Below are 1432 nucleotides of genomic sequence, written 5' to 3' on the forward strand. Positions count from 1 at the left end.
ATACAAGCGCTTAGAAGAATTGGCTTGCTGGGGAAACAAGCCTTTGTTGATAAAGCTTATGATCACGCGCTCTCTTTCTCAAAACAGAAAGCAGAAAGAGCAAAAAAGATTTGGCAACAAAGCCAACCGATCAAAGAGACTTTAGCAGAAACCTATTTACGCAAGCGGGGTATTACTTGTGAATTGCCTGCTGATTTACGTTTTCACGATAAATGCCATCACCCATTAGGAATGACACTACCCGCGTTGGTTGCTCTTGTTAAGGGTGCTGGTTCCTTTGCCATTCATAGAACCTTTTTAAAAGCCAATGGCTGCAAAACAGATCAGAGACCAGCAAAAGCCATGTTGGGGTCTGTTATGGGCGGTGCTGTGCATTTAAGCCAAGACAATCCAAAACATCTGGTCATTTGTGAAGGCATTGAAACCGGTCTTTCCTTACTGTCTGGTTTGTTATCAGAGCCCGTGAATTTATGGGCGTCCCTTTCAAGTCTATGAAAATGCAAAATAGATATAAAATATCTATTCTAACAGTAGCTATTGAAGAAATAGTAAAAATGTATTACATTAGAACTACTTTGTAACACATTAAGGGGTGGTAAAATGGCTGAAACAACATTTACCTTTCGCGTTGATGATGTATTAAAAAATGAATTTTCCAAAGCAGCAAAGGCGTGCGATAGATCTGGTGCACAATTGTTGCGGGATTATATGCGCGATATTGTAAAAGAACAAAAAGAAAAAAGTGCACACGATTTATGGTTTCGGGAACAAGTTCAATTAGGAATAAATTCTGCTAATGCAGGTAATATAATATCTTCTGAAGAAATCGAAGCAGAAGCAAAGGAATGGCGCTTAAAAACACAAAGTAAACTAAATAGATCAACTTTATGAAGCTCATTTGGACACAAGTAGCACACGTTGACCGCAAGAAGATACGTGAGTACATATCACAAAATAATCCTTCTGCTGCCTTAAAGTTTGATCAACTTTTATCTGAAAAGGTAGGAAAACTTGTCAAATTTCCTACTCTTGGTCGTTTAGGACGAATTGTAAATACACGTGAACTTATTGTACATCCAAATTATATCATGATTTATGATATTTCAAATGGCGTTGTGCGTATTTTACGTGTGCTTCATACAAAGCAAAAATTTCCCTAATCAACTGTATTTTTATTTATTTGGTAATTGAAGCAAATTATTATTTTTCTAATGTTACTAATATGATTGCATAATCACTTTGCACACTAGTTAGTTTCTTACTCGTAAAAATGATGATGACACTCTTAGGAAACGACGTCTTATCGTCAATGATGTCACGGTTGAAAAACTTGGGGAATTGTTAAAAGAAAACCCCCGTGGTCTCTTAATGGTTCGTGATGAGTTGTCTGGTTTTTTAGCAGATATGGAAAGAAAGGAATATCAATCAGACC

The 1432-nt window shown here is 36.7% G+C and carries 3 protein-coding genes and 1 pseudogene; all 4 read left to right on the forward strand.

All coding sequences use genetic code 11. The annotated features are described in order from the left end of the window. Positions 1-495 (forward strand): hypothetical protein (locus PVV69_RS09825; RefSeq protein ID WP_273757351.1); only part of this gene is annotated, 495 nt, incomplete at its 5' end. Positions 496-600: 105 nt separating this feature from the next. Then, positions 601-891: a CopG family ribbon-helix-helix protein gene (locus PVV69_RS09830; RefSeq protein WP_273757352.1), complete on the forward strand. Its 291-nt coding sequence runs from the start codon at positions 601-603 to the stop codon at positions 889-891. Next, complete coding sequence (locus tag PVV69_RS09835; protein ID WP_273757353.1) at positions 888-1160, forward strand: type II toxin-antitoxin system RelE/ParE family toxin; 273 nt, start codon at positions 888-890, stop codon at positions 1158-1160. The genes PVV69_RS09830 and PVV69_RS09835 overlap by 4 nt, the downstream gene beginning before the upstream one ends. Before the next feature lie 112 nt (positions 1161-1272). Beyond that, positions 1273-1432 (forward strand): annotated as a pseudogene (locus PVV69_RS09840) (DUF3987 domain-containing protein); the annotation flags it as partial.

Source organism: Bartonella sp. MM73XJBT, from assembly GCF_028618465.1.
Taxonomy (GTDB): domain Bacteria; phylum Pseudomonadota; class Alphaproteobacteria; order Rhizobiales; family Rhizobiaceae; genus Bartonella.

Excerpts from the sequence above, each read along its gene's own strand:
- PVV69_RS09830 (WP_273757352.1), top strand. The coding sequence starts at position 601 with ATGGCTGAAACAACATTTACCTTTCGCGTTGATGATGTATTAAAAAAT.
- PVV69_RS09835 (WP_273757353.1), top strand. The coding sequence starts at position 888 with ATGAAGCTCATTTGGACACAAGTAGCACACGTTGACCGCAAGAAGATA.